This is a genomic window from Streptomyces sp. NPDC006544 (genome assembly GCF_040611715.1).
Classification (GTDB): Bacteria; Actinomycetota; Actinomycetes; order Streptomycetales; family Streptomycetaceae; genus Streptomyces.
The window spans coordinates 41582-63052 of the sequence record NZ_JBEXOV010000009.1; the positions used below are offsets into that span (position 1 = coordinate 41582).

18 protein-coding genes and 1 pseudogene are annotated in these 21471 nt (G+C 73.5%); 8 read left to right on the forward strand and 11 right to left on the reverse strand.

Features of this window, described 5'->3' with window-relative positions:
- Positions 1-25: 25 nt before the first annotated feature.
- From ABZY44_RS06805 to ABZY44_RS06825, 5 genes are all read right to left on the reverse strand, one after another.
- Entirely contained in the window at positions 26-505 is a 480-nt protein-coding gene (locus ABZY44_RS06805) for a carboxymuconolactone decarboxylase family protein (protein WP_356650654.1), read from the reverse strand.
- A complete protein-coding gene (locus ABZY44_RS06810) occupies positions 502-1584 on the reverse strand; it encodes a dihydrodipicolinate reductase (RefSeq protein WP_356650656.1) in 1083 nt (360 codons plus the stop codon). The genes ABZY44_RS06805 and ABZY44_RS06810 overlap by 4 nt, the downstream gene beginning before the upstream one ends.
- 65 nt (positions 1585-1649) lie before the next feature.
- Positions 1650-1931: a DUF6126 family protein gene (locus tag ABZY44_RS06815; RefSeq protein ID WP_356650658.1), complete on the reverse strand. Its 282-nt coding sequence runs from the start codon at positions 1929-1931 to the stop codon at positions 1650-1652.
- Between the two features lie 71 nt (positions 1932-2002).
- Complete coding sequence (locus tag ABZY44_RS06820; RefSeq protein ID WP_356650660.1) at positions 2003-2683, reverse strand: XRE family transcriptional regulator; 681 nt, start codon at positions 2681-2683, stop codon at positions 2003-2005.
- A gap of 96 nt (positions 2684-2779) precedes the next feature.
- The gene (locus ABZY44_RS06825) at positions 2780-4351 is read right to left on the reverse strand and encodes an ATP-dependent DNA ligase (protein WP_356650662.1); all 1572 of its coding nucleotides are present in this window, start codon (positions 4349-4351) and stop codon (positions 2780-2782) included.
- A 252-nt stretch (positions 4352-4603) separates the two neighbouring features.
- Between ABZY44_RS06825 and ABZY44_RS06830 the strand changes: the two genes are divergently transcribed.
- Complete coding sequence (locus ABZY44_RS06830) at positions 4604-7339, forward strand: alpha/beta fold hydrolase (RefSeq protein ID WP_356650664.1); 2736 nt, start codon at positions 4604-4606, stop codon at positions 7337-7339.
- Complete coding sequence (locus ABZY44_RS06835) at positions 7336-8226, forward strand: ABC transporter permease (protein ID WP_356650666.1); 891 nt, start codon at positions 7336-7338, stop codon at positions 8224-8226. Before ABZY44_RS06830 ends, ABZY44_RS06835 begins: the two co-directional genes overlap by 4 nt.
- A 5-nt stretch (positions 8227-8231) precedes the next feature.
- Here ABZY44_RS06835 and ABZY44_RS06840 read toward each other — a convergent pair whose 3' ends face one another.
- The 4 genes and pseudogenes from ABZY44_RS06840 to ABZY44_RS06855 form a co-directional block, all read right to left on the reverse strand.
- Positions 8232-9206: a D-2-hydroxyacid dehydrogenase family protein gene (locus ABZY44_RS06840; protein ID WP_356650668.1), complete on the reverse strand. Its 975-nt coding sequence runs from the start codon at positions 9204-9206 to the stop codon at positions 8232-8234.
- Positions 9203-10150 (reverse strand): aldo/keto reductase, encoded by a 948-nt coding sequence (locus ABZY44_RS06845; protein ID WP_356650670.1) that lies wholly within the window; start codon positions 10148-10150, stop codon positions 9203-9205. The genes ABZY44_RS06840 and ABZY44_RS06845 overlap by 4 nt, the downstream gene beginning before the upstream one ends.
- Positions 10151-10495: 345 nt before the next feature.
- On the reverse strand, positions 10496-10852 hold the full coding sequence (locus tag ABZY44_RS06850) for a beta-galactosidase (RefSeq protein WP_356650672.1): 357 nt from the start codon (positions 10850-10852) through the stop codon (positions 10496-10498).
- A pseudogene (locus ABZY44_RS06855) lies at positions 10792-11022 on the reverse strand (beta-galactosidase); the annotation flags it as partial. The pseudogene ABZY44_RS06855 and the gene ABZY44_RS06850, both read right to left, overlap by 61 nt.
- Positions 11023-11113: 91 nt before the next feature.
- On the opposite strand from ABZY44_RS06855, the gene ABZY44_RS06860 reads away from it, so the two are divergent.
- On the forward strand, positions 11114-12268 hold the full coding sequence (locus tag ABZY44_RS06860; RefSeq protein WP_356650674.1) for a substrate-binding domain-containing protein: 1155 nt from the start codon (positions 11114-11116) through the stop codon (positions 12266-12268).
- A gap of 434 nt (positions 12269-12702) precedes the next feature.
- Positions 12703-13695 carry a hydroxyacid dehydrogenase gene (locus tag ABZY44_RS06865; protein ID WP_356650676.1) on the forward strand — a complete coding sequence of 331 codons (993 nt, stop codon included), beginning with the start codon at positions 12703-12705 and terminating at the stop codon, positions 13693-13695.
- Here ABZY44_RS06865 and ABZY44_RS06870 read toward each other — a convergent pair.
- Both ABZY44_RS06870 and ABZY44_RS06875 read right to left on the reverse strand, forming a co-directional pair.
- The gene (locus ABZY44_RS06870) at positions 13679-14491 is read right to left on the reverse strand and encodes a sugar phosphate isomerase/epimerase family protein (protein ID WP_356650678.1); all 813 of its coding nucleotides are present in this window, start codon (positions 14489-14491) and stop codon (positions 13679-13681) included. The genes ABZY44_RS06865 and ABZY44_RS06870 overlap by 17 nt on opposite strands.
- Entirely contained in the window at positions 14488-15570 is a 1083-nt protein-coding gene (locus ABZY44_RS06875) for a LacI family DNA-binding transcriptional regulator (protein ID WP_356650680.1), read from the reverse strand. Before ABZY44_RS06875 ends, ABZY44_RS06870 begins: the two co-directional genes overlap by 4 nt.
- Before the next feature lie 245 nt (positions 15571-15815).
- Between ABZY44_RS06875 and ABZY44_RS06880 the strand changes: the two genes are divergently transcribed.
- The 4 genes from ABZY44_RS06880 (at position 15816) to ABZY44_RS06895 (ending at position 21464) form a co-directional block, all read left to right on the forward strand.
- On the forward strand, positions 15816-16967 hold the full coding sequence (locus ABZY44_RS06880; protein ID WP_356650682.1) for a Gfo/Idh/MocA family oxidoreductase: 1152 nt from the start codon (positions 15816-15818) through the stop codon (positions 16965-16967).
- Positions 16964-18121, forward strand: a complete 1158-nt coding sequence (locus ABZY44_RS06885) for a dihydrodipicolinate synthase family protein (protein WP_356650684.1) — start codon at positions 16964-16966, stop codon at positions 18119-18121. Before ABZY44_RS06880 ends, ABZY44_RS06885 begins: the two co-directional genes overlap by 4 nt.
- Positions 18118-18957 (forward strand): sugar phosphate isomerase/epimerase family protein, encoded by an 840-nt coding sequence (locus tag ABZY44_RS06890; RefSeq protein WP_356650686.1) that lies wholly within the window; start codon positions 18118-18120, stop codon positions 18955-18957. The genes ABZY44_RS06885 and ABZY44_RS06890 overlap by 4 nt, the downstream gene beginning before the upstream one ends.
- 113 nt (positions 18958-19070) lie before the next feature.
- Positions 19071-21464: a polysaccharide lyase 8 family protein gene (locus ABZY44_RS06895; RefSeq protein WP_356650688.1), complete on the forward strand. Its 2394-nt coding sequence runs from the start codon at positions 19071-19073 to the stop codon at positions 21462-21464.
- The last annotated feature ends 7 nt before the right edge of the window (positions 21465-21471 follow it).

A 21471-nucleotide genomic window follows, 5' to 3' on the forward strand; every position in this document is an offset into this window, starting at 1 on the left:
GTGGCCGCGCGGCTCCCGCCCGGACTCAGTGGCCTGGGAGCACGCACACGCTGTCGAGGCCGAGCACGTGGTTGAGGCGGCCGAAGGCCAGCCAGGACCCGATGCTCATCGTCAGCTCCACGATCTCCACCTGGCTGTAGCGCGCCGTCATCCGCTCCCAGAACTCCTCGTCCAGGCCGTGGTGGTCGAGGCAGTACCGCTCCGCGTACTCCGCGGCCAGCCGGGTGCGCTCGTCGAAGCGGTCCGTGGTGCGCCACTCGGTGACGGCGTCGGGGAACGCGTCCTCGACCTTCTCCCCGTCGCGGTCCGTCCGCCAGTCCAGGCAGAAGACGCACCCGTTGATCTGCGCCACGCGCAGCCGGGCGGCCTCGAACTCCCGAAGCCCCAGAGTGGTATGGGCGTACACCGACAGCGAGAAGTTGGCGGCGGCCATGCCGATGCCCGGTACCAAGTCGCCCCAGACGTACTCGATGGGGTGCTGGCCTTCGGGTACGTCGATCCTCATGACTGTTTCCTTCCGAGTTTGCCGATGGCGGGGCGCAGGGGGACGTCCAGGGCGTCGTAGAGACCCGGTGCGGCCTCCACCAGCCAGTCGATGGCGCCGACCAGCCGGCCGACGGCGGTGGCGTTCCCGCCCGCGGAGCGGTTCTCGCCCTCGTCCGTGGCCTCGATGGTGACCTCTATGCGCGGGCGTCCCTCGATGACGACCCGGTGCGCGCCGTCCCCGCCGTGGGGCGGGGACGGCCAGTCGGGGGCACAGGAGCCGTGGATGCGGGTGACGTGCTCGATGATGATGCGCGGTTCGCCCTCTACGATGCCCTGCACCTCGAAACGGATGGCGCCCTGCGTGCCGGCCTCGAACTCGCCCATCGTCCGGGTGGTGACGGTGGTGTCGAGGGCCCGGCGGTCCACCGTCTCGCGGATGTCGTCGAGTTCGACCCCGAGCGCGCGGGCCATCATCCGTATCTGACCGCCCCACACCATGGTCGGAACGGACGGCATGAGCATCATCGGCTCGAAGTCCATGGGCTGGCCCATGCCGACGAGGAGGCGGACCGAGTCCGGCTGGTCGTAGGTGGAGTAGTCGAATATCTCCTGGCAGCGGATGACGTCGATCCTGGTGCCGAGCCCGCTGAGCAGGAGCGGCAGCACGTCGTTGCCCCAGCCGGGATCGACGCCCGAGGCGAAGAGCGAACCGCCGCCCTCCGCGACCGCCTCGGTCACCGGATCGAGGAACTCCGGTGGTGCGCTGCGGTAGTCGTAGAGCGGATAGAGGGCAGGGCTGACGACGACCGCCCCGGAGCGGATCGCCCGCGTGATGTCGGCCAGCGCGTCGTCGGGGCGGACGTCACCCGAGGCCGCGTAGACGACGGCCCGCGGACGGGCGGCGAGCACCGCCTCGATGTCGTTGGTGGCCGACACCCCGACTTCGTGGTCCAGTCCGCCGAGTTCACCGGCGTCGCGGCCGACCTTGCCCGGATCGTGGACGACGACGGCCGCCAGTTTCAGCGCCGGATGGGCTTCTACGGCACGGATGGCCAAACGGCCGACGTTGCCGGTACCCCAGACAACCGTGGAAATCATGCGCGGAGGGTAGCTTCAGGACTTGCAGGTTCCTAGAGCCGCGAGCGGAAACTTCGGGCCCCGCCTCACTGGTTCCGGCCGCCGAGGACGAAGAGCAAGTAGACGAAGAACGCGAAGAGATGACCTACGAACAAGTAGGCAATGAGCCGGATGACCAGACCGCGCGGGAACTTCGACTCGAAGCGCGTGCGGACGCTGGTCTGCCCCGCGGCCGCCGCCGGCTGGACGGCCCCCGCCTCGGACGGCCGGGGTTCGGTGGCCGGGACCTCGGTGGCCGGGACCTCGGAGGTCGGGGCCCCGGAGGTCGGGGCCCCGGAGGTCGGGGACTGCTGCTCCGTCTGGGACATGGGTGGGGCTCCTCGGCTGTCGGTCGTGTCGGGGGTCGGTCGTGTCGGGTGACGCGTCGGCCGTCGGTGGGCTACGGGTGGTGCGTCGCGGTGGTGCCCGCGCCGAGGCACAGCCCGGCCAGACTGCTCTGCAGCAGGGTGTGGACGAACAGCAGGTCCGCACCGCCGGACGAGGCCGCGCCGATCCGGTGCGCCGTGAGCGAGTCGAAGTGCGCGCTGTCCCCCGGCTCCAGCAGGTGTTCGCTCTCCCCGAGGTGCAGCCGCAGCCGTCCCTCCAGGACGTACAGCCACTCCTCCCCGGGATGCACGCGGACCAGCTCGCCCTGGCTGCGGCCGTAGGGGACGTGCACGCGCAGCGCCTGCATCCCGCGGCCCGGGCCGCCGGCCTGCCAGTACGTCCAGCCGTCGGCCTCGCGGGCGCCCGGCCCCCCGGCCCGTACGATGGGATCGGCGACGGCCGGGGTCTCCCCCAGCAGCTCCGAGACGGTCGTACCGTAGGTGCGGGCCAGACCGAGCAGCAGCGGGAGCGAGGGCTGGCGCCGGCCGGTCTCCAGCCGCGACAGGTGCGCGGGCGAGAGCCGGGCCCGCGCCGCGGCGGCCTCCAGGGTGAGGCCGGCCCGGCGGCGCAGCTCGCGCAGCTGCGGGGCCACGGCGGGAAGCTCGACGCCGCTGTCGGGGCGGTCGGATCCTTCGGATCCGTCGGTGTCGAAGCGGGCCGCGTCGTCGGTGCCGGGAGCAGAGCCGGTTGTCATGCCCCGATTGAGCCAGAGAATTACCTCAGTGGCAATCTCCTTTGCCTCTGAGGCAAAGTCGTGCGCCGGATGCCCGCGGGAGCCGGAGCCTTCCCCTCACGAGGACCGGCCCGGGCCTCCTTCGGCCGGGCGGTCCGGGCCGAACCACCCGAGCACCGTCTCCACCGTGTCCGCCTCCGCCGCCGGCTTGTCGGGTCGGTGGCGCAGGACCCGTGCGAAGCGCAGGGCGACTCCGGCCGGGTAGCGCGGGGAGCGCTGCAGGCCGTCGTAGGCGATCTCCACGACCAGTTCGGGGCGGACCCGGACGGTGTACCCGTCGTCCTCGACCGCGAGCTCGCCGAGCCGCTCGGTCTGCCAGCGCAGCATCTCGTCGGTGAGTCCCTTGAAGGTCTTGCCGAGCATGGCGAAGGTCCCGTCGGCGGTCCGGGCACCCAGGTGCAGGTTGGACAGGAGGCCGGTGCGCCGGCCGCTTCCCCGTTCGACTGCGAGGACCACCAGGTCCAGGGTGTGCACCGGTTTCACCTTGAGCCAGTGTTTGCCGCGCCGCCCGGCCGCGTAGGTGGAGTCGAGGGCTTTGGCCATGACCCCCTCGTGGCCCCGGCGCAGGGTCTCGGTCCAGAACTCCTGCGCCTCGGCGCCCTGCGCCACCGGGTCCTCCACCACGAGGCGGTGCACCCGGGACTCCTCGGGGACCAGCGCCGCCAGGGCCTCGTACCGGTCGCGCACCGGCAGGTCGAGGAGTACGTCGTCGCCCGCCGCCAGCACGTCGAAGAAGAAGGGGACGACGGGAAGGACCCGGCGGGCGGCCTCGACGTCTGTCCGGGAGCCGACCCGGCTCGCCACCTCCTGGAAGGGCACGGGCCGCCCGTCCGCCGCGGACCTTCCGATGACCTCCCCGTCGAGGATGAACCGCTCGCCGGGCAGTGACCGGGCCAGTTCGGCCACCTCCGGCAACCGGTCGGTGATCTCGTCGAGGGAGCGCGTGTACACCCGGACCTCTTCCCCCTCGCGGTGGACCTGCACCCGGATGCCGTCGAGCTTCTCCTCCAGCGCGCACGGCCCGAGCGCGGCCAGGGCCTCGGCCACCGATTTCGCGGAGTTCGCCAGCATCGGCTGGACGGGCCGCCCCACGGTCAGTGTCACCTCGCGCAGGGCCGCCGCCCCGCGGGTGAGGACGGCGGCCGCCACCCGGGGCAGGGAACCCTCGAGCATCGCGGCCCGGCGCACCTCGGCGGCCGGCACCCCGGCCGCGGCGGCCACACCCTCCAGGGCGACGGCGTCGAGCGCGCCCTGGCGGACCTCACCGGAGAGGAGGCTGCGCAGGAACCCCTGCTCCGGTCCGGTGGCGGCGCGGAAGAGGCCCTCGAGGATCCGGCGGCGTTCGGCCTGCGCGCCGGCCCCCGCGACGGCGGCGAACCGGGTCACGGCCTCGTCGACGGCCGACACGGTCAGGGTGGCTTCGGCGGCGGGCTCCGTCTCCCGCGCGAGGGCGCGCCAGCCGATTCCCGGGCGGCCCTGCGGGAGCCGTCCCGCGAGGTAGGAGACCACCAGCTCGGCCTCCTCCCGGGGCACGGCGGCGAACAGCTCCGCGAGCAGGGCGGTCTTCCGTGAGCGGGCGGAGGTCTCGGCGACCTCCCGGGACACGCGCGCGACCTCGGCCAGCAACATGCGGCCATCCTCCCGCCGGTCGGCGCGGGGCGCAGGTCGGGGCGGGGGATCCGGGTCCGGTCCGGTCGGGGTCAGATCCGGGCCGGGGCCGGGCCCGGGTCCGGGTCGGTCACCTGTCGGCCGTGTACCCCGCCGGGCCGCCCCGCGTACCGCAGGCGCGGTACGCGGGGCGGACGGCGTAGTCCTTGAGAAGGTCGGCAGTTCACCCTGCGGGAGCGCCGGCGGCACGAGCCTGGCGATTAGGGTTTCCCCATGAAGCTCCGACTGCCCCGGCGCCGCCGAAGCCGCCTGCTCGCGGGCGCGGCCGCGCTCGCCGTCGTCGCGGGCGCGGGCACGCTGACGGCCACCTCCGCGGCCGGCGACGCTCCGGCCGTGCACCGCGAGGACCGCGTCCTGGACATGCCCGGCGCCGGCATCGACATCTCGTACTTCACCTCCGGAACCGGCGGCGGCCAGGAATCGGACGGCGCGGCGAAACGTCCCGCCGTCCTCCTCGCGCACGGTTTCGGCGGCAGCAAGGACGACGTACGGCCGCAGGCGGAGCGCCTCGCCCGCGACGGGTACGCGGTGCTGACCTGGTCGGCGCGCGGCTTCGGCCGCTCCGGCGGCAAGATCGGGCTGAACGACCCCGACCACGAGGTCAAGGACGTCTCCCGGCTGATCGACTGGCTCGCGGCCCGCCCCGGGATCCGGCTCGACGCGGCGGGCGATCCGCGCGTCGGCATCGCGGGCGGCTCGTACGGCGGTGCCGTCTCCCTGCTCGCGGCCGGTCACGATCCGCGCGTGGACGCCATCGCCCCCTCGATCACGTACTGGAACCTCGCCGACTCCCTCTTCCCCGACGGCGTCTTCAAGAAGCTGTGGGCGGGCCTCTTCTTCACCACAGGTTCCGCGGGCGGGCTCCAGCCGGGCGCCGCCGGCGCCCAGGCAGCGCGTCCTACCGCCGCGTCCGCACCCGGCTGCGGGCGGTTCCAGCCCGAGCTGTGCGCCATGTACGAGCGGGTCGCGGTGGCCGGCAAGCCCGACCCGGAGGCCCGCGAACTGCTGGAACGGCGCAGCCCTTCCGCGGTCGGCTCGGCGATCAAGGTGCCGACCCTGATCGTGCAGGGCCAGGACGACTCGCTCTTCCCGCTGGACCAGGCCGACGCCATGGCCAGGGCCATCGCCGCCAACGGAGCACCCGTCTCCGTGGACTGGGCGGCCGGCGGCCACGACGGCGGGATGCGCGAGGCGGGCCGCGTCGAGGACCGGGTGAAGGCCTGGTTCGACCGCTACCTCAAGGACGACACCGCCGTGGACACCGGTCCCGCCTTCCGCGTCTCACGGTCCGGCGGCATCGACTCCACCGACGGCGAGGTCAAACTGCGCGGAGCGAGCGGCTCCACGTACCCCGGGCTGCTGTCCGGGCCCCGGGAATTCGCCCTGTCCGGCCGGGAGCAGACCTTCGCCAACCCGGCCGGTGGTGCCCCGCCCGCGCTCTCCGCGCTGCCGGGCATCGGCGGGCAGCTGGCCGCCCTCGGAGGCGGGGTCTCGCTGGACTTCCCCGGGCAGAACGCCCGCTTCGATTCGGAGCCGCTGGCCGAGGGGATGCGGATCACGGGCAGCCCGGCCGTCACCCTGAAAGTGAGGTCGACGGCCGCGGACGGTTCCGCCGTCCTCTTCGGGAAGGTCTACGACGTCGGCCCCGACGGACGCCAGCAGGTGCTGCCCAGTCAGCTCGTGGCGCCGGTGCGCGTGGAGAACGCCCAGCAGGACCGGACCGTCGAGCTGCGGCTGCCCGCGATCGACCACGCGGTCGATGCCGGGCACCGGCTCCGGCTCGTCGTCGCCGCCACCGACCTCGGTTACGCGTCCCCGGCGGCGCCGGCGGCGTACACCGTGTCGGCGGCGGGCCCGCTAGCCGTGCCCGTCGCCGACGGCGTGCGGACGGCGTCGTCCGGGCTGCCGGCCTGGACGTGGGGGATGCCGCTCGCCGCGGCGCTCCTGGCCGCGGGGCTGGTGGGCCTCCGCAGGACCGGCCGGGGGCGGGGCGGGATGCGGGCGGGCGCGCCGCGGCCCGAGCCCGCGCCGGACGACGTACCGCTGGAGATCACCGGGCTGACCAAGCGCTACGCCAAGGCGCAGGACCGCTATGCCGTACGGGACCTGTCCTTCCGCGTGGAACGGGGTCAGGTGCTCGGCCTGCTCGGGCCCAACGGCGCGGGCAAGACCACGACCCTGCGGATGCTGATGGGTCTGATCACCCCGGACGCCGGGGAGATCCGGGTGTTCGGGCACCCGGTCCGGGCCGGTTCCCCCGTGCTGTCGCGGGTCGGCGCGTTCGTGGAAGGAGCCGGATTCCTTCCGCACCTGACCGGGCGGGCCAACCTGGAGCTGTACTGGCAGGCCACCGGGCGCCCCGCCGAGGACTCCCACATGGAGGAGGCCCTGGCGATCGCCGGGCTGGGTGACGCCCTGGAGCGCGCGGTGCGCACGTACTCGCAGGGCATGCGCCAGCGCCTCGCGATCGCGCAGGCCATGCTCGGCATGCCGGACCTGCTGATCCTCGACGAGCCGACGAACGGCCTGGACCCGCCGCAGATCCGCGAGATGCGCGACGTGATGATCCGGTACGCGGCGGCCGGGCGCACGGTCATCGTCTCCAGCCACCTGTTGTCGGAGGTGGAGCAGTCCTGTACGCACCTGGTGGTCATGGACCGCGGCCGCCTCGTGCAGGCGGGCGAGGTCGCCGAGATCACCGGAGGCGGGAACGTCCTGCTGGTGACGGTGGCCGCACCGGTGGACGAGGCGACGCTCGGGAAGATCGCCGCGCTGGAGGGAGTGGAATCCGTGGTCAGCGGCGACGACGGGCTGCTCGTACGGCTCGACGGCGCACACGCCGCGGAACTGGTCGCCGAACTCGTACGGCTGGAGGTGCCGGTGTCGGGAGTGGGGCCGCACCGCCGGCTGGAGGACGCTTTCCTCACCCTGATCGGAGGAGCGGCATGAGCGCCGTGACGGATGTGGACCGGGGCAGCGGCCCGGCCGAGGTCGCCCACGGCTACCGGGCGAACCGGACACTGCCGCTGCGTGTGGAAGCGCTGCGGCAGTGGCGCCGGCGGCGGACGCTGGTGATGGGCGGGATCCTCGCCGCGCTCCCGTTCGTCCTGATGATCGCCTTCGCGGTGGGCGGCGGCCCGGGCAGCCGCGGCGGCGGCAACGGCCGGATCACCCTGATCGACACGGCGACGGCCTCGGGCGCGAACTTCGCGGCCACCTGCCTGTTCGTGTCGGCCGGGTTCCTGCTGGTGGTGCCGGTGGCCCTGTTCTGCGGGGACACCGTGGCGTCCGAGGCCAGCTGGTCCTCGCTGCGCTACCTCCTGGCCTCGCCCGTGCCGAGGGCGCGGCTGCTGTGGAGCAAGCTGGTGGTGGCGCTCGGGTTCAGCCTGGCGGCGATGGTGCTGCTGCCGGTGGTGGCGCTGGCGGCGGGCACGGCGGCGTACGGCTGGGGTCCGCTGAAGCTCCCGACGGGCGGCGCCCTCGCGGCCGGGGACACGGTGGGCCGGCTCGCTCTCGCCGTCGCCTTCGTCTTCGTGTCTCAGCTGGTCACGGCCGGGCTGGCGTTCTGGCTGTCGACGCGGACGGACGCGCCGCTGGGCGCGGTGGGCGGGGCGGTCGGACTGACGATCGTCGGCAATGTGCTGGACGCGGTGACGGCGCTGGGGTCGTGGCGCGAGTTCCTCCCGGCACACTGGCAGTTCGCGTGGGCCGATGCCTTGCAGCCGCAGCTGGAATGGGGCGGGATGATCAAGGGCGCGGCGGTCTCGTTCTCCTACGCCCTGGTGCTCTTCGCGCTCGCGTTCCGCGGGTTCGCGCGCAAGGACATCGTGTCCTGACCCCCTCAGCCCCCTTGGGGCAGGACGCGCAAGGGGACGCCGTCCAGGAACGCCCGAATGTCCTCGACCGCGTCCCCGTAGTACGTGGCGTAGTTGTCCCGTGTCACATAGCCCAGGTGCGGGGTCGCCAGCACCCCCGGGGTCGTGCGCACCGGGTGGTCGGCGGGCAGCGGTTCGATGTCGAAGACGTCGAGCCCGGTGCCCGCGATCCGGCCCGCGCGCACCGCGTCAAGCAGGGCCTCCTGGTCGACGACGGCCGCGCGGGAGGTGTTCACGAGGTACGCCGTCGGGCGCATGAGTGCCAGTTCGGGGGCTCCGACCAGGCCACGGGTGCGCTCACCCAGGGCGAGGTGGACGGAGACGAAATCGCTGCTCGCGAGGAGCTCCTCCTTCGAGCCGGCGAGGATCGCGCCCACGTCTTCGCAGCGTTCCCGGGTGAGGTTCTGGCTCCAGGCGGCCACCTCCATCCCGAAGGCGAGGCCGATCCGGGCGACCTGGCTGCCGATCTTGCCGAGGCCGAGCAGTCCGAGGCGCCGCCCGTGGAGGTCGGCGCCGAGGGTCTGCTGCCAGGGGCCACCCTCCCGGAGCCCCGTACTCTCCAGGACCAGGTTGCGGGCGAGCCCCAGGAGCAGGGCCCAGGTGTGCTCCACGGGCGGGGTGCTCGCGCTGCCGGTGCCGCAGACGGTGACGCCCGCGCGGGCGGCTGCCTCGTAGTCGATGACCGAGTTGCGCATGCCGGAGGCGACGAGCAGGGTGAGCCGCGGCAGCCGCTCCAGCAGGGTGGCGGGGAACGGTACGCGCTCGCGCAGGGTGACGACGATGTCGAAGTCGGCGAGCCGGGCTGCCAGCGCGTCCTCGTCGACGAGGTGGTCCGTGAAGCCGACCACTTCCACGCGGTCGGCCACCGGGGACCAGTCGGCGGCGGTCGCGGCCGCCGACTGGAAGTCGTCGATGACCGCGCAGCGCAGGACGTCCGTCACGCGGCGGCCGCCGCGACGGCGTCGACCTCGGCCAGCAGCGTGGCGTCGAGCGGGCGGTCGGCCACGGCCGCGTTGGCGCGGACCTGTTCGGCGGAGGTGGCGCCCGCGATGACCGAGGCACAGCCTGGCTGGGCCGAGAGCCAGCCGATGGCGAGTTCCAGGACGGTGCGGCCGTGCTTCTCGGCGAGCGCGGCCAGCGCTTCCACGAGGTCGAGGCGCTCGTCGGTGAGGTAGCTGTCGCGGCCCTCGAGGCGGGAGCCCGCGGGGACGGGGGCGCCGCGGCGGATCTTGCCGGTCAACAGTCCGTTGGCGAGCGGGAAGTACGGCAGCACGCCGACGCCGTAGTGGAGGGCGGCCGGGACCAGCTCGCGCTCCGCCGACCGCTCGAGCAGCGACCATTCGTTCTGGGCGGACACGAAGGGGGCGGCGCCGGTTTCGCGGGCGGTGTGGGCCGCTTCGGCGAGCTGCCAGCCGCTGAAGTTCGAGTGGCCGAGGTAGCGGATCTTCCCCTCGGCGACGAGCTCGGTGAGCGCGGCGAGCGTCTCGGCCACGGGAACGGACGGGTCGGGGCTGTGCAGCTGGTAGAGATCGATGTGGTCGGTCTGCAGGCGGCGCAGCGACGCTTCCACGGCGCGGCGGACGTACGCGCGGCCGCCCCGGGATCCGGCCGCCGGTCCGTATCCCATGTCGACGCCGGCGAAGCCGAACTTGCTGGCGAGGACGACCTGGTCGCGGCGGCCCTTGAGGGCTTCGCCGAGGTGGGTCTCGGAGCCGCCACCCCCGCCGTAGATGTCGGCGGTGTCGAGCAAGGTGATGCCCGCGTCGAGCGCGGCGTCGACCACGGAGCGCGTGGCGCCGGCGTCGAGGCGACCGCCGAAGTTGTTGCAGCCCAGCCCGATCGCGGACACTTGAAGACCTGAACTGCCCAGGGGGAGATAGCGCATGCGTTTCGTCCTCCACACTCGTCCGGAACATGATCGACCAAGTCGCCAGTCTAGGCGGTGCGGTTCGGGCCGGTCGGTGCCTGTGGACAATCCTGGGCGGCCGCCCGTACCGATTGCCGATTGCCGATTGCCGACTGCTGGCTGCCGGCTGCCGGTCAGCAGTCGATGTCGACGACCGCGGGGCGGCCGGGGTCGGGCGCGTCGTGGCCGGCCCGGTGCCGGGAGCCTTTAGGCGCGGTAATGGATCAGGCCGTGGTCCTGGCCGAGCTTCTCCACGGACTCGGGCGCCGGGCGCAGGACGGGTGCGCCCGCGAGGAGGTCGAGGTGCGCGAGGATCGGAGCGGATCACGCGGGGACGGCCCGGGCGCGAGCCGTCCGGGGCGGCTGTTCGGGCAGCGGGCCCTCGGGCAGCGGCACGTACTTGCCGATGACCTCGCGGAACGCGCGGAACTTCGCGGTCAGTTCGCCGGCCTCCCCGATGGGGGCGTCGTAGTCGTAGCTGGTCACGGTCCGCTGGTAACCGGGGTCGCCGGGGCGGGAGCCGCAGTGGTTGGCACCGGCCCGGAATCCGAAGTGGGTGCCGCCGTGGGCCATGTAGAGGTTGACCGGTGAGGTCGGCCTTGCCCGGGGCCGTTCCAGGGGACGTAGGTGTCCACGGTGTTGACCCCCAGGGCGCGCAGCCGGGTGAGGCGGTCCTTCCACAGGTCGGGATGGACCCGGAAGTAGTGCAGGGCCCCCGAGACGATGCGGTGGGGGCGGTCTGCGCACCGGGAGCCTCCTGGTCGTGCGTGAGCATGCGCTGGCTCCCGGGAGAGGCCGTGATGCTGCCGTGAGGTGCGGGACGTGGCCGGATATATGAACGCGCCGCCCATGGCGTCAACGACCGACTGATCGATTCGACCGATTCGATCGATCCGGCTCCTTATGATGGACGGACCGCGTCCGCCGACCGCAGGGAATCCCGTGAGACCACATGTAGACCAGCGTCAGGCCCGGGTGCTCGAGATCGTCCAGGTGCGGGGCAGTGTGCGCGTGGCGGACCTCGCGGGGGAGTTCGGCGTCTCGCCCGTGACCCTTCGGCGGGACGTCGAGGCGATGGCGGCGCGCGGCGAGATCCGGCGGATGCACGGGGTGATCAGCCGGGTGGAACCGGGCCGCACCGTCCCGGGCGGAGCAGCCGGAGGAGGCGGCGCGGGCGGTCTGCGACGTCGGTCCGGACCGGGCCGCGCGGGCGGCGAGGGCGGCGCGCACCGCGCCGGGGGCGCGGCCCCCGGCGGCACCGGGCTGGTGGTCGGGATGGTGGTGCCGACCACCGAGTACTACTACGCCGACGTCGTGCGCGGCGCCCGCGAGGTGGTCGAGGCGGGGGGCGCACGGCTCACCGTAGGGCTGACGCGCTATCTGCCCGGCGAGGACCGGACGCAGGTGGACCGGCTGCTGTCCACGGGAGCGGACGGACTGCTGCTGACCCCCAACTGGGCCACCGGGTCGCCCGGACCCGGGGAGGGTGCGTGGACGGCGGAACTGCCGGTGCCGACGGTCCTGGTGGAGCGGTGGGCGCCGCCGGGGCATCCGGCCGCGTCGCTGGACCGGGTGGCCTCGGACCACGCGCACGGCGCGGCGCGGGCGGTGCAGCACCTGGTGAGGCTCGGGCACCGGCGGATCGCGCTGGTCAGCCGTGAGACTCCGACCTCCGCACGGCTGCGGGCCGGGTTCGGGACGGCCGCGGCCGCGCTGGGGCTGGAACCGGCCCCGGCCTGGCCGGCGGCCGGGCCGGGGCCGCTCACGGAGGCGGAGGTGTTCGCTCGTGCGCTGGAGTACCTGTGCGCGGCGGTCACGGAGGGCGGGGTGAGCGCCGCGCTGATCCACAGTGATACGGATGCGATCATGCTCATCCCGCGGCTCCAGGCGCTGGGGGTGCGGGTGCCGGAGGACCTGGCGGTGATGACCTACGACGACGAGGTGGCCGGGCTGGCCGACGTACCGCTGTCGGCGGTGGCGCCGGCCAAACGCGAGGTGGGGGCGCGGGCCGCGGAGCTGCTGCTGGACCGATTGACCAGTGAAGAGGGTCCGCGGGAGCACCTGGAGCTGTTGCCCCGGCTGACCGTCCGCCCGTAGGACGCGGGCGCAGCGGGCAGGCGCCGGGCGGCGAAGGCACCCGAGGCGCCAAGGGGCCACGACAGTGAATTGACTGTTTCGATCGTCTTGCGCGTTCGCTCTTTTGACGCCATGGTGGGCGGTGCGAAGGGGGACCTCGCACGAACGGCTACGGGTCCGTCTCCTCGGGGCGGAGGGCACCGGGCCCGCCGCCCTCCGCCCCGTCCGGACGGGGCGAGTGAACCGCCGCGCCCTCGCACCCGTGTCGTTTCCCGATGCGGCGGCCGGGGTTTGTGACCATCTCCCTGTTCACCTTCGAGGCCGCCCGGGACGACGTCGGATCTCACCGCAGGAGCCGCCAAGTGACCCACCCAGCCCCCTCGGCCGGCCCGGCCTCCGTCCCGGCCGGCTCGCCATCCCCCGCGCCGCCGTTCCGGCCCGTCACCGTGCTCGCTATGAGTTCCGGCACCCGGGCCTCCGTCCTCACCGGCCAGACACTGCCGGAACTGGTCAGGGTCGCCGACGTGGACCCCGACCTGCTCGTCACGGACTTCGCTTCCGCCTTCGCCGAGGACTCGTCCGCGCGTCGGCTCGCGGCGGCCGAGGTGTTGTTCACCGGTTGGGGCTGCCCTCCACTGGAGGCGGAGGCACTGGACCGGATGCCGCGGCTGCGGGCCGTCGTGCACGCCGCCGGCAGCATCAAGCACCATGTCACCCAGGCCTGTTGGGAGCGCGGCCTGCTCGTCTCCAGCGCCGCCGCCGCGAACGCCCTGCCGGTGGCCGAGTACACGCTCGCCGCCATCCTCTTCGCCAACAAGCGCGTGCTGGAGTCCGCGCACGCCTACCGGGCGGCCCGCGGTCCCATCGACCTGTTCCGCCGCTACCCGGCGGTCGGCAACTACCGGCGCACGGTCGGACTGGTCGGCGCCTCCCTCATCGGACGCCGCGTACTGGACCTGCTGCGCCCCTTCGACCTCCGGGTCCTCGTGCACGATCCGTACGCCGATCCGGCCGAGCTCGCGGCCCTGGGCGCGGAGGCCGTCCCGCTCGACGAACTGCTCGGCCACAGCGACGTGGTGAGCCTGCACGCTCCCGCGCTACCGCAGACCCATCTCCTGATGAACGCCTCGCGGCTGGCCCTGATGCCGGACGGAGCCACCCTCGTGAACACCGCGCGCGGCTCGCTCGTCGACACCGCCGCGCTCACCGAGGAACTGGTCTCGGGGCGGCTCCACGCCGTACTCGACCACACCGAGCCGGAGGTGCTGCCCGCCGTCTCCCCTCTCTACAACCTGCCGAACGTGCTCCTGACCCCCCACGTGGCGGGGTCGCTGGGCGGGGAGCTGGACCGGCTCGCGGCGACGGCCGTCGAGGAGCTGGAGCGCTACGCCCTGGGCCTCGGCTTCCGCCACCCCGTCGACCCGGGCCGGCTCACCTACTCGGCCTGACGGCCTCCGCGGACCCGCCGGCCACCAGCCCCTCCAGGTACTCCCGGCCCCGCGCGAGCTGCCCGGGCAGTTCCGCGGCGCCGGGATACCAGCGCTTCTCGTACTCCCAGCAGAGCCAGCCGTCCCGTGGAACGAGGGCCACCGCCTCGGCGAGCGGCAGCGCTCCCCCGCCGAGTCCGACCGGGGTCGGATCCTGCGCGGACGCCACGTCCTTGACCTGTACGTACCCCAGGTGCGTGGCCAGGGCCCGGCTCGACTCGGCGGGCGACTCGCCCCCGAGCCAGGTGTGCAGTACGTCCCACAGCACTCCCGTGGCCCGATGCGCGACCCGGTCCAGCACCCGGGCGGCCGCGGCCGCAGTGCGGTGCGAGTCGTGGGTCTCGAGGAGGATCCGCACCCCGTGCCGCTCCGCGAGGGGGGCCGCGGCCCGCAGCCTGCGGACGGCTCGGTCGTCGGCATCCGCGGCGGGCTGTGCGCCGCCCCCGGGGAAGACCCGCACGTAGGGGGCCTCCAGGTCGGCGGCGAGCCGGACCAGCGCGTGGATCTCGGCGAGGACCACTGCGTCGGGCCCGGGCGCGGCCACCTTGGCGTACCCCGCGATCCCGAGGACGGTGACGCGCTCGGCGGTCAGCGTCCGCAGGCCCGCCGCGCGGTCGGCCGCGGAGCTTTCGGGGTTCAGGGGCTCCTCGGGGTGGGCGCGCAGCTCGAGGCCGTCGTACCCGTGGGCGGCGGCGAGGGCGACGCTCCGCTTGAGGGGGGTGCCGGGCAGGCCGAGCGTGGAGAAGGCGTACCTCAAGGACGTCTCCCTCGGGTGGCGGCGGGCGGCGCGGCGGTGGAGGCGCGCACCATCAGCTCGGCGGGCAGCGTGGTGATGCCGCCGGGGGGCAGCGCTCTGCGGCCGGTGACCAGTTGGGCCGCGAGCGAGCCCGCTTCGCGCAGCGGCAGCCGGACGGTGGTGAGGGCGGGTGCGGTGTCCAGGCAGACGGGCAGGTCGTCGAAGCCCGCGACGGAGACGTCCTCGGGTATCCGCAGGCCCGTTTCGCGCAGGGCGGCGGCCACGCCGGTGGCGACGGTGTCGTTGGCCGCGGCGACGGCGGTGAAGGGGGAGCCGCGGCGGAGCAGTTCGCGGGTGGCGTCATAACCGGCGGAGCGCTCGAATCCGGCGTGCACGGTGAGGTCCGCGCAGCGCCCGGGCAGTTGGGGATCGTGGTCGCGCAGGGCGTCCCGGTGGCCTGCGAGCCGCTCACGCGTGGTGCTCAGTCCGGGCGGACCGGCGACGTAGGCGATGCGGTGGTGGCCGAGGGTCAGCAGGTGCTCGGTCAGCCGGAAGGCGCCGCCGCGGTCGTCGAACATGACGGTGGCGACGGGAAGCCCGGCGGGCAGGGGCAGCGGGGGCCGCCCGCACAGGACCACCGGCGCGCCCGTCGCGGCCATCCGCGCCAGGCGGGCTGCGAGTGCGCGGGTGTGCTCGGGTTCCTCGACGGCGCCGCCGGTCAGGACCACCCCGCCGGCCCGCTGGCCCTCCAGGAGGGCCAGGTAGGCGAGCTCGGCGGCCGGATCCCCCTCGGTGTTGCAGACGACGGACAGACGGCGGGCATCGCCCCGGCCGCCGGGTGCCAGGGCGCGCTGGAAGGAACCGGCGAGGATGCCGAAGAAGCTGTCGGCGACGTCGTGGACGAGGACTCCGACGAGGTCCGAGGTGGCGGCGGCAAGGGCCCGCGCAGGGCCGTTGGCGATGTAGCCGAGGTCCTCGACCGCCTGCTCCACCCGTGTCCTGGTGGCGCCCGCCACCGGGTATCCGCCGTTGAGTACGCGCGAGACCGTCGCGGGCGAAACGCCCGCTTGTGCCGCGACTTCGGCGAGTGTCACCGCCATCTGAACCCCTCCTCCCGGTCTCTTCCCGTCCGTCCCGGGTCATCGTCTCATCCGGTGCGTGGAGCTCCATCTTCCCCGATCGTGCAAGCGCTTTCTATCACCCGTAAGATTCTTGTACCGCCGTGTTGTGCGGGCCTAGCCTGAAGGGAGTGAAAGCGCTTTCTATTGTGTCTCTCACGACGGGGACGGCGTAGGAGCACGCCCCGGCACCGACCGACCGCACACGAAGTGAAGGAGGGGGCACCGTGAAGCGCAGGACGATGAAGATCGCCATGAACGGCGTCACCGGGCGGATGGGATACCGCCAGCACCTGGTCCGCTCCCTGCTCGCGCTGCGCGAGCAAGGAGGGCTCGATCTCGGCGACGGCTCCGTGCTGTGGCCGGAGCCGGTGCTGGTCGGGCGCCGTGAGGCGGCCCTGCGGGCCATCGCCGAGCGGCACGGGCTGGAGCACGTCAGCACGGACCTGACCGCCGTGCTGGCCGATCCCGAGATCGAGATCTACTTCGACGCGCAGGTCACCAGCGCCCGCGAGGCGGCCGTCCGGCAGGCCGTGGCGGCCGGCAAGCACGTCTACTGCGAGAAGCCGACCGCCCTGACCTTCGCGTCCTCGCTGGAGCTGGCCCGGCTGGCCGCGGCGGCCGGGATCAAACACGGAGTGGTGCAGGACAAGCTGTTCCTGCCGGGCCTGCTGAAGCTCAAGAGACTTGTCGACGGCGGCTTCTTCGGCGAGATCCTCTCCGTGCGCGGGGAGTTCGGCTACTGGGTGTTCGAAGGCGACTGGCAGCCCGCCCAGCGGCCCTCGTGGAACTACCGGAGGCAGGACGGCGGCGGCATCGTCGCCGACATGTTCCCGCACTGGGACTACCTGCTCCACGAGCTGTTCGGCCGGGTCCGCAGCGTGCAGGCGCTGACGCGCACCCACATCGGCCGCCGCTGGGACGAGGAGGGCAAGCCCTACGAGGCCACCGCCGACGACGCGGCGTACGGGATCTTCGAACTGGAGGGCGGCGCGGTCGCTCAGATCAACTCCTCCTGGGCGGTCCGGGTCCACCGCGACGAGCTGGTGGAGTTCCAGGTCGACGGGACGCACGGCTCGGCGGTCGCCGGGCTGCGCGGATGCCGGATCCAGCACCGCACGGCGACGCCGAAACCGGTGTGGAATCCCGACCTGCCCCTGACCGAGCGGTTCCGCGACCAGTGGCAGGAGGTTCCGGACAACAGCCCCGCCGACAACGGATTCAAGGCCCAGTGGGAGCTGTTCCTGCGCCATGTCGTCCTGGACGAGCCCTGGCAGTGGGACCTGCTGGCGGGGGCCCGCGGGGTGCAGCTGGCCGACCTCGGGCTGCGCTCCAGCGCGCAGGGCCGCCGGCTCGCGGTACCGGAGGTGGCGCTGTGAGCATCCGGCTTCCGTCGGCAGAGGGCGGGTTCCGTCTCCACACCCCGGTCACCGCTCCGCTGGCGCCACTGGGCCGCGGTCCCGCCCGCAGCCGCGTCTTCTATGCCGCCGCGCACGTGGTCGCCGATCCGCTCGCCGCCTCCGCCGACGCGGGACCGGTGATCGACTGGGAGACCACACTGGCCTTCCGGCGCCGGCTGTGGGCCCAGGGCCTCGGGGTCGCCGAGGCCATGGACACGGCGCAGCGCGGGATGGGCCTGGACTGGCCGGCCGCCGCGGAGCTGATCCGCCGGTCGGCCGCCGAGGCCCGGTCGGTGGGCGGCCGGATCGTCAGCGGCGCGGGCAGCGACCAGCTGGCTCCGGACACGGTCCATTCCCTGGCCGCCGTCACCGCGGCGTACGAGGAGCAGCTGGCGCACGTCGAGGCCTGCGGGTCGGGGGCCGTGCTGATGGCCTCGCGCGCCCTGGCGGCGACGGCGCGCGGCCCGGAGGACTACCTCGAGGTCTACGGCGCCCTGCTGCGTCAGAGCGCGCGGCCGGTGGTGCTCCACTGGCTGGGCCCGATGTTCGACCCCGCCCTGGAGGGGTACTGGGGGCACGAGGACCCGGACGAGGCCACGGACGTCTTCCTGAAGATCGTCTCCGAGTGTCCGGAGAAGGTCGACGGAGTCAAGGTCTCGTTGCTCGACGCGGAGCGTGAGGTGGACATCCGGCGCCGGCTGCCGGCGGGCGTGCGCTGCTACACGGGCGACGACTTCCACTATCCGGAGCTGATCGCCGGGGACGGCGGGCTGTCCAGCGACGCCCTCCTGGGGATCTTCGATCCGATCGCCCCGATCGCGGCGCGGGCCGCGATCGCCCTCGACCGGGACGACCGCGCGGGGTTCCGGGAAGTCCTGGATCCCACCGTTGCACTCTCACGGCACCTGTTCGCACCGCCCACCCGGTTCTACAAGACGGGCGTCGTCCTGCTGGCCTGGCTGGCGGGCCACCAGGGGCACTTCACGATGGTGGGCGGCCTGCACTCGGCCCGGTCGCTCCCCCATCTGGCAACCGCCTACGAACTGGCCGACGACCTCGGCTTGTTCCCCGATCCGGAGCGCGCCGAGGCCCGGATGCGCCAGTTGCTCGCCCTGCACGGGGTGACGTCGTGAGCCGGGCTCCGGCGCCGGACCGGTTCAGCCTGAACCAGGAGACGATCCGTCAGTGGTCGCTGCCCGAGCTGGTCGCCGGGTGCACGGCGGCCGGAGTCGGCGCGGTCGGGCTGTGGCGCGATCCGGTGCGGCGGTTCGGGGTGCGGGAGAGCGCCAAGCTGGTGGCCGGGGCCGGTCTGCGGGTCAGCTCGCTGTGCCGAGGTGGCTTCTTCACCGCCGCGGACCCGGCGGGACGCACGGCCGCCCTGGAGGACAACCGCCGGGCCGTGGAGGAAGCCGCCGAGCTGGGGGCCGGGGCGCTGGTCCTGGTCTCGGGCGGTCTGCCGGACGGGGACCGGGATCTTCCGGGGGCCCGGCTGCGCATCGCCGACATCCTGGGCGAGCTGGCCCCGTACGCCGCGGCGCACGGGGTGCGTCTGGGGATCGAGCCCCTGCACCCGATGTACGCGGCGGACCGCTGTGTGGTCTCCACCCTCGGTCAGGCCCTGGACATCGCCGAGCTGTTCCCGGCGTCACAGGTGGGGGTCGTCGTCGACTCGTACCACCTGTGGTGGGACGAGCGGCTGCCCTCCGACGTACGGCGGGCGGGCCGGGCGGGGCGGATCGTGTCCGTCCAGGTCGCCGACTGGGTGACGCCGCTGCCCGAGGGCGTAGTGCTCGGCCGGGGACAGCTGGGTGACGGGTCGATCGACCTGCGGGCCTTCCGGGAACTGACCGATGCCGCCGGGTACCGGGGTCCGGTGGAAGTGGAGATCTTCCATCCGGGGCTCTGGGCCCGGGACGGCGAAGAGGTGCTGGGGGAGGTGATCGACCGCTACCGCGAGCACGTCGCTTGAGGGGGGACGCGGCAGCAGAGCGGTGCCCGAGGGCGGGCGCGGGGAAGCACGGGGCGGTGGAGAGGCACGGGGGCCGAGGGGAACCGGAAGCGTTTCGGTCGAAGGAGACTGCGATGACAGATGTGTGGAGCCGCCGCGCCTTTCTCACGGCGGTGGGCGGGGGTGTGGTTCTCATCGGCACACCGGCCTTCCAGGCGATCGCCGGGACGGTCACCCCGGTACACGACGCCATGCGCACGGTGTGGCGGGGCCTCGTCCTGGGGACCGCGTTCTCCGCCACCGCGGCGCCGTTCCGGACCCGGCTGGCGAAGCTCGGCGCACAGGCCGGCCAGTGGCGGTCCTCGATGGCTCCGGCCGCCGGTTCGCTCTGGCCCGACCAGGTCTTCACCACGGATCCCGAGTGGATGGCCCAGAGCTACTACCGGCTCAGAGGGATGGCGGAGGCGTACGTCCGGCCCGGTACCGGGCTCACCGGTGACGCCGGGCTGCGTACGGCCCTGCTGTCAGGGCTGGACCACATGCACGCCCAGGTCTACAACGCCTCCCGGGTGCGGTACGGAAACTGGTGGTGCTGGCAGATCGGCGCTCCGCAGGCCCTGCTCGACATCTGTGTCCTCCTGTACGGCGAGTTGCCGGCCGCCCGGCTCGCCGACTACTGCGCCGCCGTGGACCACTTCGTGCCGGACTCCGCCGTCGCCTCCTACACGGGGACCAGCACCGGAGCGAACCGGGTGGACCTCTGCCGGGTGCTGGCCCTGCGCGGGGTGGTCGGCGGGGACGACGCGAAGATCGCCCTGGCCAGGGACGCCCTCTCGCCGGTCTTCCCGTTCGTCACGGCCGGTGACGGGCTCTACCGTGACGGCTCCTTCATCCAGCACACCTACGTCGCCTACACCGGCTCGTACGGGTCGGTCATGCTGGGTGGCCTGGGCATGCTGTTCGGCCTGTTGAAGGGGACGGCCTGGGAGGTGACCGATCCGGGCTCCCGGATCGTCCTCGACGCCGTCGAGCACGCGTGGGCACCGTTCCTGTTCAACGGACTGGTGATGGACGCGGTGTCGGGCCGGGCCCCGAGCCGGGGCGTCCAAGTGGCCGATCCCCTGCGGGTGCAGCTGGACGACCACACCCGCGGGCACTCCGTACTCGCCGCGATCCTGCTGCTCTCCGAGGGCGCGAGCAGCGCCGAACGGATCCGCTGGCGAGGGCTGGTGAAGGGCTGGGCCGCTCGGGACTACTACAGCCCCCCGCTGGCCGACACCACGCAGCCCCTGTCCGCGCTGGCCCGGCTCGCCGCGGTCGCGGCGGACGCCTCGGTCGCGGCCGAGGCCGAGCCGGTAGCTCACCGGTTGTTCCCGTCGATGGACCGTGCCGTGCACCGGCGGCCGGGCTGGGCGGCCTCGCTGTCCATGGCATCGAAGCGGATCACCCACTACGAGACGGGCAACGGCGAGAACCTGCGCGGCTGGCACACCGGGAGCGGCATGCTCTGCTGGTGGGGTTCCGCCTCCGGCAACGGCCAGTACTCGGACGCCTTCTGGCCCACGGTCGATCCGTACCGGCTGCCCGGGACCACCGTCTCGCGCAAGGTGCTCGCCGACGGCGCGGGCGGCGACTGGGGGGCCTCACGGCCGGATGCGACGTGGGTGGGCGGCACGACCGACGGGGAGTTCGCCTCGGTGGGCCAGCACCTCAAGGGGCTGGGGAGCACGCTCACGGCGCGCAAGTCGTGGTTCTTCCTCGACGACACCGTGGTCTGCCTGGGCGCCGGGATCGGTGCCACGGACGGCGCGGCCGTCGACTCGGTCATCGACAACCGGAATCTGGGGGTGGCCGGCACCCACGCGCTGACCGTCGGCGGCACGCTCCAGCCGGGCACGCTGGGCTGGAGCGCGTCCTTCCCCGGCCCCGGCTGGGCCCATCTGGCGGGCTTCGGCGGGTATGTGATGTCGGGCCCGGGGACGTTCAGGGCACTGCGGGAGGCCCGCAGCGGCAGCTGGAGCGACATCAACCGGAGCGCTTCCACCACGGCCCTGACCCGGCGCTATCTGACCGTCTGGTACGACCACGGGACGGATCCGGCCGGCGGGAGTTACGTCTACCAGATGATGCCGGGAGCCACGGCGGCCCAGACCTCGGCCCGGGCCGCGGCGCCGGCATGGCTCACGGTGCTCGCCAACGGCACGACCGCCCAGGGTGTCGCGGTCGGCTCCCTCGGCTTCACCGGGGTCAACTTCTGGCAGGCCGGGACGGTCGGCACGCTGCAGGCGGGCGCGCCCTGTTCGGTGACGGTGCGCGAGCGGGGCGACGGAACGGCGGTGCTCTGCGTCGCGGACCCGACGCGGACGCTGACCTCGCTGACCGTGACGTGGAACAGACCCGTCACACACGTGCTGTCCCGGGCGGCGAGCGTGGTCTCGGAGTCCACGGGGTCACGGCTCCAGCTCGGGTTCGGCGATCTGAGCTCCCTGGCCGGAGCCTCCCAGGAGGTGGTGGTGCGGCCGGCGTGACCCCCGG

Coding starts and splice junctions, on each gene's coding strand:
- ABZY44_RS06805 (WP_356650654.1), bottom strand. CDS start 505: ATGAGGATCGACGTACCCGAAGGCCAGCACCCCATCGAGTACGTCTGG.
- ABZY44_RS06810 (WP_356650656.1), bottom strand. CDS start 1,584: ATGATTTCCACGGTTGTCTGGGGTACCGGCAACGTCGGCCGTTTGGCC.
- ABZY44_RS06815 (WP_356650658.1), bottom strand. CDS start 1,931: ATGTCCCAGACGGAGCAGCAGTCCCCGACCTCCGGGGCCCCGACCTCC.
- ABZY44_RS06820 (WP_356650660.1), bottom strand. CDS start 2,683: ATGACAACCGGCTCTGCTCCCGGCACCGACGACGCGGCCCGCTTCGAC.
- ABZY44_RS06825 (WP_356650662.1), bottom strand. CDS start 4,351: ATGTTGCTGGCCGAGGTCGCGCGCGTGTCCCGGGAGGTCGCCGAGACC.
- ABZY44_RS06830 (WP_356650664.1), top strand. CDS start 4,604: ATGAAGCTCCGACTGCCCCGGCGCCGCCGAAGCCGCCTGCTCGCGGGC.
- ABZY44_RS06835 (WP_356650666.1), top strand. CDS start 7,336: ATGAGCGCCGTGACGGATGTGGACCGGGGCAGCGGCCCGGCCGAGGTC.
- ABZY44_RS06845 (WP_356650670.1), bottom strand. CDS start 10,150: ATGCGCTATCTCCCCCTGGGCAGTTCAGGTCTTCAAGTGTCCGCGATC.
- ABZY44_RS06865 (WP_356650676.1), top strand. CDS start 12,703: ATGAGTTCCGGCACCCGGGCCTCCGTCCTCACCGGCCAGACACTGCCG.
- ABZY44_RS06875 (WP_356650680.1), bottom strand. CDS start 15,570: ATGGCGGTGACACTCGCCGAAGTCGCGGCACAAGCGGGCGTTTCGCCC.
- ABZY44_RS06895 (WP_356650688.1), top strand. CDS start 19,071: ATGACAGATGTGTGGAGCCGCCGCGCCTTTCTCACGGCGGTGGGCGGG.